Genomic DNA, 9,023 nt, shown 5'->3' with positions numbered 1-9,023 from the left:
GCGGCATCTGCTGGCCCCGCAGCGAGAGGGTGCCGCTTGCAAGGTGGCTGCCGTCTTCCTGGCGCAGGATCTCGGCGTCGAAGGTGGCCGTGGGGTGATCCTCGGCCGAGAGGAAGTCCGTGCCGAGCGCCTGGCTGGTGACCGAGCCGAGGGTGAGGGACGGCACCGAGACCTGCACGGTCACATGGCCTGCCGGGCCTGCGGGGGCCTCGGGGTCGAAGGTGATCGCGGCGGTCCAGTCGGCGAAGCTGCCTTCCACGGTATTGCCGAACTGGGTGACGGTGATCCCGAGGCTGCCTTCGGTCACCTGCCAGTCGCCGGAGGGACTTTCGGCGAGCGCGGGGGCGGGCGACTGACCTGCCTCGACACCGGGCCGGGCCGGGGTCAGCGAGACGCCGAGGGCAGCGATCAGCGCAAGGAGCAGGGTGGCGGTGGCGACCGGGGCGGCGTGGCCGGGCTGGCGGGGCGAGGCGGCGGCGGCCTCTCCGCGCCACATCCGGCGCAGGGTGGCGTCACGGTCGATGACATGGTGCTTGAGGGCTCCGCCGATGTGCAGCGCCAGCACGCCGGCCAGCGACCAGGCGAAGATCCAGTGCAGCCCCGAGGCAAGGGCCGAGAGCGACTCGCTCTGCGGCACGAGGGGCAGGCCCTGACCGAGCGGCCAGAGGATCGGCGCGAAGCCGGCGCTGGCGGCATGGTGGATCCATCCCGAGACCGGGACCAGGATCAGCAGGGTATAGAGAAGGTAGTGCACGGTTTCCGCGGCCAGCGCCTCGGCGCGGTGTTCGCCGCGGATCAGGCCGGGGCGGCGCTGCGCGATGCCCCAGGCGATACGGAAGAGCGAGACGAAGACCACCGCCACGCCGAGGGTCTTGTGGACCGAGAACAGCGTGGCAGTGCGGGCGATCAGGCTTGCCTGGGCCTGGCCGGTGAGGTCGTCGATGGAGAGCGACATCTGATGGGCGACATAGCCCAGCGGGAAGGCGGCAAGGATCAGCAGGGCGGTCAGCCAGTGGATCACGCGGGTGACGCGGCCGTAGCGGTCATGGGTGTCTGAAAGGGACATGGGCGGTTCCGGATCTGATGAATGGGGTGGCGGCAGCTGCCGGGTTGGATCCAATCTAGCTGCGCTGCGGCATTCCTCATAGCCCGCGACAAGCGCAGGGGATGTGCGCGGATGCGCGCGAGGTAACGGGCGATGACGGCAGGGTGAGGCGGGCGGGGCGGGAAAGCTTGGCGTTGCCTTGCAGGGCGGCAGGTTGTATCCCCGCGCCCAATTCGCATGCGGTTGCGCGTGCCGACACCGACAGGTCGAACGACAGAAAGAAGGAGTGGTCCATGAGCCGTGCATTCGTCTTCCCCGGGCAGGGGGCACAGACCATCGGGATGGGCCGCGCCCTCGCAGAGGCCTATCCGGCGGCCAGGGCCGTCTTCGACGAGGTCAACGAGGCCCTGGGCCAGGACCTGAGCGCGCTGATCTGGGAAGGCACTGCCGAAGAGCTGACCCTGACCGAAAACGCCCAGCCGGCGCTGATGGCGACCTCCTTGGCCGCTTTCCGGGCGCTAGAGGCCGAGGGCGTGGCGATCACGGATGCGGCCTTCGTGGCCGGTCACTCGCTGGGTGAGTACTCGGCGCTGGCCGCCGCCAGCACCGTCAGTGTCGCCGATGCGGCGCGTCTGCTGCGCATCCGGGGCCGTGCCATGCAGCAGGCCGTGCCCGTGGGCGAGGGTGCCATGGCCGCCCTGCTCGGGCTCGATTTCGCCGCCGCCTCTGCCGTGGCCGAAGAAGCCGCCCAGGGCGATGTCTGCCAGGCCGCCAATGACAACGATCCCAGCCAGGTCGTGATCTCGGGCCACAAGGCCGCCGTGGAACGCGCGGTCGAGATCGCCAAGGCCGCCGGTGCCAAGCGGGCCATGCTGCTGCCGGTCTCGGCACCCTTCCATTGCGCGCTGATGCAGCCCGCTGCCGAGGCGATGCAGGCCGCGCTGGCCGAGGTCTCGTTTGCCGCGCCCGCCGTGCCGCTGGTCGCCAACGTCCGCGCCGAGGCCGTCACCGACGCCGAAGCGATCAAGGCGCTGCTGGTCGAGCAGGTCACCGGCTCGGTGCGTTGGCGCGAGAGTGTCGGCTACATGGCTGAACAGGGTGTGACCGAGATCTGGGAAATCGGTGCCGGCAAGGCGCTGTCCGGCATGATCCGGCGCATCGCGCGCGAAGTGGCCTGCAGCCAGGTGGGCACGCCGGAAGAGGTCGCCAAGGTCACCGCGGCTGCGGAATAAGAATTCGGGGTAGAGTATCCGCGGGGCCTCTGCGGGCCCCGTGGGAGATTTGAACCAAGATGATCGGGCCACGGCCGCGATTTGGGAGAAAGACATGTTTGATCTGACGGGCAAGGCGGCGCTGGTGACCGGCGCCAGCGGTGGCATCGGCGGCGCGATCGCCAAGGCGCTGCATGATGCGGGCGCGACGGTCGGCCTGAGCGGCACGCGCGAGGCGCCGCTGCAGGAACTGGCCGCGGAACTGGGCGAACGCGCCCACGTTCTGCCCTGCAACCTTTCCGACCCCGAGGCCGTCGAGGCCCTGCCCAAGGCGGCCATCGCGGCCATGGGCTCTCTCGATATCCTGGTGAACAATGCGGGCATCACCCGTGACCAGCTGTTCATGCGGATGAGCGACGAGGACTGGCAGTCGGTGATCGACGTCAACCTGACGGCCACCATGCGGCTCTGCCGGGGCGTGATGCGGCCGATGATGAAGGCCCGCTGGGGGCGGATCGTCAACATCTCGTCCATCGTCGGCGCCACCGGCAACCCCGGGCAGGTGAATTACGCGGCTTCGAAGGCGGGCATGGTCGGCATGACCAAGTCGATCGCCTATGAAGTGGCCAGCCGAGGCATCACCGCCAACTGCGTCGCGCCCGGTTTCATCGCCACCGCGATGACCGACAAGCTGAACGACGAGCAGAAGGCCGCCATCGACGCCAAGATCCCCGCAGCCCGCATGGGCTCGCCGGAAGAGATCGCTGCGGCAGTTCTTTACCTCGCCAGCCCCGAGGCTGGGTACGTCACCGGCGCCACGCTGCATGTGAACGGCGGCATGGCCATGCTGTAAGGCCCTGCGGGCCAATGTCCGGCACCGGACCGGAGAGGGGCTTGACGCGACTCGCGCGGCAGGCCAAGCCGGGCGGAGTGGAATTTCCGGGCGCCTGCGGCCTTGTGCCCGCGACCCCGGGAAACCACCTGTGGAAAGCGGCCCGAAAGCGTTTGCGTTGCCGGAGGCATGTGCTATAGGCGGCGCAGATTTTGCGGGACCTTTGCAGGAATTGCAGGGTCCCGCGCCTCGCATTGCGGGGCGAAAGAGCCCCTAGGGGCACTGGAAGCTGCCCGTTAGGGGCGAGGCAAGAAACGGGCCAGAGGCCCATGTGACGTGAGGGGAATACCTATGAGCGATGTCGCAGAGCGCGTGAAGAAAATCGTTGTCGAGCATCTCGGCGTGGAAGAAGACAAGGTGACCGAGAACGCTTCGTTCATCGACGACCTGGGCGCGGACAGCCTCGACACCGTCGAGCTGGTCATGGCCTTCGAAGAAGAATTCGGCATCGAGATCCCCGATGACGCCGCCGAGAACATCCAGACCTTCGGCGACGCGGTCAAGTTCATCTCGGACGCTGCCTGACAAGGCCGGCCGATCTCCGGGGTATCCGGGGTCGCGCTGAAGAGACCGGGGCTTTCGTCCAAGGACGGAAGCCCTTTTTCGTGGCAGAATGTCGCGAAGGGGCCGGCCCGTGCCGGAGCCCCGAACCGCTGGAGGCGAAGATGCGGCTGGATCTCTCCGATCCGATCTGGAACCGGCTCTATGGCCCCTACGGGGTGCGCGGCGTGCCGGACAGGCTGAGGCGCCTGGCCGCCCGCTGGGATGCGGAGGCCGCGCAGCACCTGTTCTGGGAAGAGCTGCACCACCAGGAAGATCTCTATCCGGTGACCTATGCCGCGCTGCCCTGGCTGCGCGAGATCGCCCCCGAGACCGAACCGGTGGCCGAGTTCCTCGCCCAGGTCCTGTTCAGCGCCCGCCGTCAGGGCGATGCGGCGGCGCCGTTCTTCGGCCTCTCGCTGCGGGTGCGGGACCATGCCCACCCCTGGCTGGCACCCGAGCAACGCCTGATAGAGGCCGACATGGCGGTACTGAGCGGGCTGGCCGACTGGTTGCAGGCCGAGGGCGACGGACTGGCCGCGCTCTGCCTTGCGGCGGTGCCTGCCGGACAGCCGGAGCTGGCCGCCCATCTGGCCGGGGGCCATGCCGGCTGGCATGGCGCCCGCGACCTTCCGATCGCCATGCGGATGTGGGCCGATGGCGAGGACCTGACGCGGATCCGTGCCGAGGGCGCGCCGAGATCCGCCGATCTGGCACAGGCCCGGGTGCTGGCCGAAGCCTTGCAGACGCGCGCGCCGGGCCTATCTGACTTTCTGCGCACTTACGCGACCTGCTGAGCCGGTCCCGAGGGGCGCGGCCCGCGGGAGGGTCGGGACGCGGGCTTTGCCTGCCGCGGCCCTGCCCGAGGAGCCATGGGTAAACGCGGAAGCCTTGCCCCCGGGCCTCAGCCTCGGGTAAGAGCGGGCAAAGAGAAAACTTGAGGGGCGGAAGCATATGCGTCGTGTCGTTGTCACTGGTCTGGGCCTTGTGACCCCGCTGGCCTGCGGGGTCGAGGAAAGCTGGTCCCGGATCCTTGAAGGGAAGTCGGGCGCAGGCCCCATCACGCAATTCGATCCCGAGGGGCTGGCCACCACATATGCCTGCGAAGTTCCGCGTGGCGATGGCACGGATGGCACCTTCAACGCGGACCAGTGGATGGAGCCGAAGGAGCAGCGCAAGGTCGATACCTTCATCCTCTTCGGTGTCGCCGCGGCCCAGCAGGCCGTCGAGGACGCGGGCTGGATGCCCGAGGACGAAGAGGCGCGCTGCCGCACCGGCGTGCTGATCGGTTCCGGCATCGGGGGCCTTAACTCGATCGCCAATACCGCCGTGATGATGGAAGAGAAGGGCCCGCGCCGCGTGTCTCCCTTCTTCGTTCCCGGCGCGCTGATCAACCTGATCTCGGGTCAGGTCAGCATCAAGTACGGTTTCAAGGGGCCGAACCATTCGGTCGTCACCGCCTGTTCCACCGGCGCCCATGCCATCGGCGATGCGGCGCGGATGATCCAGTGGGGCGACGCCGATGTCATGGTCGCAGGCGGCGCCGAGGCGGCGATCTGCAAGATCGGCATCGCGGGCTTCAACGCCTGCAAGGCGCTGTCCACAAAGGGCGCCGAGGATCCCCAGAAGGCCTCGCGCCCCTATGACGCCGACCGTGACGGTTTCGTCATGGGCGAGGGCGCTGGCATCGTGGTGCTGGAAGAATACGAACACGCCGTGGCGCGTGGCGCCAAGATCTACGGCGAGTACCTGGGCTATGGCCTGTCGGGCGACGCCTATCACATCACCGCCCCCTCCGAGGACGGCGACGGCGCGCGTCGCTGCATGGAGATGGCGCTGAAGCGGGCCGGGCTGACCCCGGCGGACATCGACTATGTCAACGCCCATGGCACCTCGACCATGGCCGACACCATCGAGCTGGGCGCGGTCGAGCGGCTGATGGGGGACCATGCCCCGCATGTCACCATGTCTTCGACCAAGTCCGCCACCGGGCACCTGCTGGGCGCGGCCGGCGCGATCGAGGCAATCTTCTCGATCCTCGCCATCCGCGACCAGGTCGCCCCGCCGACCATCAACCTGGACACCCCGGCGGTGGAAACCAGGATCGACCTGGCGCCCAATGCCAAGCGCGAGCGCAAGATCGACGTGGCCCTGTCGAACTCCTTCGGCTTCGGCGGCACAAATGCCTCGCTGATCTTCGGCAAGGTGCGCTGAGATGTGGCGGTCGGTGGCCTCGAACGCCCTCACGCTGCTGATCGTCATCGCCTTCCTGGCGGCGGGCGCGGTGATCTGGGGCAAGCGGCAGTATGCCGAGCCGGGGCCGCTGGCCGAGGCGATTTGCCTGCGGGTCGCGCCCGGTTCCAACATGCGCCGTCTCAGCAGCGACCTGGAAGAGCGCGGCGCGGTGACCAACGGCTCGATCTTCCGGGTCGGTGCGGAGTACAGCGAGAAGTCCGATGACCTGAAGGCAGGCGCCTTCCTGGTGCCGGCCTCGGCCTCGATGGAAGAGATCGTGGATATCGTCACCCGTGGTGGCGCCTCGACCTGCGGCACCGAGGTGGTCTACCGGGTCGGCGTGCGCCAGTCGGACGTATTGGTGCGGGAACTGGACCCGGCCACCACGCGCTTCGTCGAACGGGCCCGGTTCGTGCCCGGCGAAGGGGCCGAGGTGCCGGAAGCCTACGAAGAGATCCGCGCCCAGGATGACACCCGCTTCCGGTTGCAGATGGCCGAGGGTGTGACCTCGTGGCAGGTCGTGCAGCTGCTCAACCAGATCGACGAGCTGACCGGCGAGGTCACCGACCTGCCCGCCGAGGGCACGCTGTCGCCCGACAGCTACGAGTTCTCGAAGGGTGAGAGCCGGGCCGACCTGGTGGCCGAGATGCAGAGCCGTCAGAGTGCGATCCTGGCCGAGGCCTGGTCGAACCGGGTCGACGACCTGCCGCTGCTCAGCCCCGAAGAGGTGCTGATCATGGCCTCGATCATCGAGAAGGAGACCGCCGTGCCGGAAGAGCGCCGCACCGTGGCCTCTGTCTTCGAGAACCGGCTGAAGCGTGGCATGCGGCTGCAGACCGACCCGACGGTGATCTATGGCATCACCAAGGGGCAGGGCGTGCTTGACCGGGGCATTCGTCAGAGCGAGCTGCGCGGCGAGACCCCCTACAACACCTACCTGATCGACGGTCTGCCACCGACCCCAATCGCCAATCCCGGCCGCGCTTCGATCGAGGCGGCGGTCAACCCCGAACCGACGGACTATGTCTACTTCGTTGCCGACGGGACCGGGGGCCATGCCTTCGCGACCACGCTGGACGAGCACAACCGCAACGTTGCCCGCTGGCGCGAGATCGAAGCAGGACGTGCGAACCAGTAGCGTTCCGGAAATCTGTTTGATTTCGATGAGTTGAGATGGGCTTTCGGGCGAGGGTTAACAGAGTGTTACCTCGCCCGAACGCTGCCATCCGTTGACAGGGCGCGCGGTCTCCCGTATAGGTTGTGACACGCTGGAACAAATGGGCAAACGGCCCGGGGGCAACCCCGAGGCCGTTTTTTCGTGCGGCTCGTGTCGCGGTTCGTGTCGGGGGGACAACGACAATGCGCGAGGCAAATATCAGACGATGGACAATATCGCAGAAGAAGAAGCCCGGCTCCGCAAGGCAGTCGAGCGTGTCGAACGGCAGGTCCGCGATATCGCGGAAGACCTCGAAAGCGTGCAGGACAGGGTGCGCGCCGGAGAGCTCACGGCGGCGAAGGATGCCGTCAAACTGAGCGGAGAGATCCGGTACTGGATCCGCTTCGCCCTGGAGATGGAGGCCAAGCTTGATGAAGGACGGGAGCGGAATGCAACAGGACGGGTCGGGGACATCGACCTCGATGACGCGCGGGCTTCGATCGGGTGCCGCCTGGATCGCCTCCGCCGCTGCGGATGTGCAGAAGCGGTTTCTGGATGAACTGAATGAGGGAGAGCTTCGCGCTCTCCCTTTTTTGTTCGAGTTCTGGGCCATGGATCACCAGTTGCCCCCGGTGGGCGCCTGGAAGACCTGGGTGATCCTGGGGGGCCGGGGTGCGGGCAAGTCGCGCGCGGGGTCCGAGTGGGTGCGCAGCCAGGTCGAGGGACCGCGGGCGCTGGCGCCGGGGCGCTGCCGGCGCCTGGCGCTGATCGGAGAAACCTTCGACCAGGTCCGTGACGTGATGATTTTCGGCGAGAGCGGGATCATGGCCTGCTCTCCGCCTGACCGGCGACCCGAGTGGCAGGCCAGCCGCAGACGTCTCGTCTGGCCCAACGGGGCCGAGGCGCAGGCGTTTTCCGCCAGCGAGCCCGAGGCGCTGCGGGGACCGCAGTTCGACGGCGCCTGGCTGGACGAGATGGCGAAGTGGAAGAAGGCGGAAGCCACCTGGGACATGCTGCAGTTCGCGCTGCGCCTGGGGGAGGATCCGCGGGTCTGTGTGACGACGACGCCGCGCAATGTCGGTGTGCTGAAGCGGCTGCTGGAGGCGCCGTCGACGGTGACCACCCACGCGCCGACCGAAGCCAACCGCGCCAACCTGTCCGAGAGCTTCCTGGAGGAGGTGCGGGCGCGCTACGCGGGCACACGCCTTGGCCGGCAGGAACTGGATGGCATCCTGATGGGCGAGACTGAGGGCGCGCTCTGGACGTCGGAGATGCTGCATGCCGCCCAGGTCGAGGAGATCCCCGAATTGAGCCGGATCGTGGTCGCGGTGGATCCGCCGGTCACCGGGCACGAAGGGTCGGACGACTGCGGCATCGTGGTCGCAGGGGTGGTGGCCAAGGGGCCGCCGCAGCATTGGCGGGCCTATGTGCTTGAGGATGCCTCGGTCTCGGCGGCACGGCCACAGCAATGGGCCGAGGCGGCTGTGGCGGCACTGGAGCGCCACGGGGCGGATCGCATCGTCGCGGAGGTCAACCAAGGGGGGGACCTGGTCGAGGCGGTGCTGCGCCAGGTCGATCCGATGATCCCCCTGAAGAAGGTCCGCGCGTCGCGCGGCAAAGCCGCCCGTGCCGAGCCCGTCGCCGCGCCGTACGAACAGGGGCGGGTGCGGCATGTGAAGGGGCTGGGCGATCTTGAGGACCAGTTGGCGCAGATGACCCAGCAGGGCTGGGAAGGGACCGGAAGTCCTGATCGTCTGGATGCTCTGGTCTGGGCCCTGCACGACCTCATGCTGAGCGCCCAGCCGCAGAAGCGGCCGCAGATGCGGCGGCTGTAAAGCTGGTTTGCAAGATTTGCGTTTTGGAAATGCAAACTGCGAAGTGCATTTGCGAAGCGCAAATCGAAAAGTGCAAATTGCAAAGTCGAGAAAGTGTGGCAGGCGCCGG

At 67.8% G+C, this 9,023-nt stretch carries 9 protein-coding genes; 8 read left to right on the top strand and 1 reads right to left on the bottom strand.

Annotation, left to right across the window (positions count from 1 at the left end; genetic code table 11):
• Nucleotides 1–1,066 (bottom strand): cytochrome b/b6 domain-containing protein (locus OS124_RS0103830; RefSeq protein ID WP_010138017.1); only part of this gene is annotated, 1,066 nt, incomplete at its 3' end.
• 272 nt (nt 1,067–1,338) lie between these two features.
• On the opposite strand from OS124_RS0103830, the gene fabD reads away from it, so the two are divergent.
• The 8 genes from fabD (at nt 1,339) to OS124_RS0103790 (ending at nt 8,914) form a co-directional block, all read left to right on the top strand.
• Complete coding sequence (gene fabD, locus OS124_RS0103825) at nt 1,339–2,277, top strand: ACP S-malonyltransferase (RefSeq protein WP_010138016.1); 939 nt, start codon at nt 1,339–1,341, stop codon at nt 2,275–2,277.
• A gap of 94 nt (nt 2,278–2,371) precedes the next feature.
• Nucleotides 2,372–3,109, top strand: a complete 738-nt coding sequence (gene fabG / locus OS124_RS0103820; RefSeq protein WP_010138015.1) for a 3-oxoacyl-ACP reductase FabG — start codon at nt 2,372–2,374, stop codon at nt 3,107–3,109.
• Nucleotides 3,110–3,439: 330 nt separating this feature from the next.
• Complete coding sequence (locus OS124_RS0103815; protein ID WP_010138014.1) at nt 3,440–3,673, top strand: acyl carrier protein; 234 nt, start codon at nt 3,440–3,442, stop codon at nt 3,671–3,673.
• 140 nt (nt 3,674–3,813) lie between these two features.
• On the top strand, nt 3,814–4,485 hold the full coding sequence (locus OS124_RS25915; RefSeq protein WP_010138013.1) for a hypothetical protein: 672 nt from the start codon (nt 3,814–3,816) through the stop codon (nt 4,483–4,485).
• A gap of 157 nt (nt 4,486–4,642) precedes the next feature.
• Nucleotides 4,643–5,902, top strand: coding sequence for a beta-ketoacyl-ACP synthase II (gene fabF / locus OS124_RS0103805; RefSeq protein WP_010138011.1), 1,260 nt, complete (start codon nt 4,643–4,645; stop codon nt 5,900–5,902).
• 1 nt (nt 5,903) lies between these two features.
• A complete protein-coding gene (gene mltG / locus OS124_RS0103800; RefSeq protein WP_010138010.1) occupies nt 5,904–7,061 on the top strand; it encodes an endolytic transglycosylase MltG in 1,158 nt (385 codons plus the stop codon).
• 244 nt (nt 7,062–7,305) lie between these two features.
• Entirely contained in the window at nt 7,306–7,638 is a 333-nt protein-coding gene (locus tag OS124_RS27265; protein ID WP_010138009.1) for a hypothetical protein, read from the top strand.
• Entirely contained in the window at nt 7,562–8,914 is a 1,353-nt protein-coding gene (locus OS124_RS0103790; RefSeq protein WP_050900793.1) for a DNA-packaging protein, read from the top strand. Before OS124_RS27265 ends, OS124_RS0103790 begins: the two co-directional genes overlap by 77 nt.
• The last annotated feature ends 109 nt before the right edge of the window (nt 8,915–9,023 follow it).

Source organism: Oceanicola sp. S124 (assembly GCF_000220565.1).
Lineage (GTDB): Bacteria > Pseudomonadota > Alphaproteobacteria > Rhodobacterales > Rhodobacteraceae > Pseudooceanicola.
This window is presented reverse-complemented; position numbering and strand designations above follow the sequence as displayed.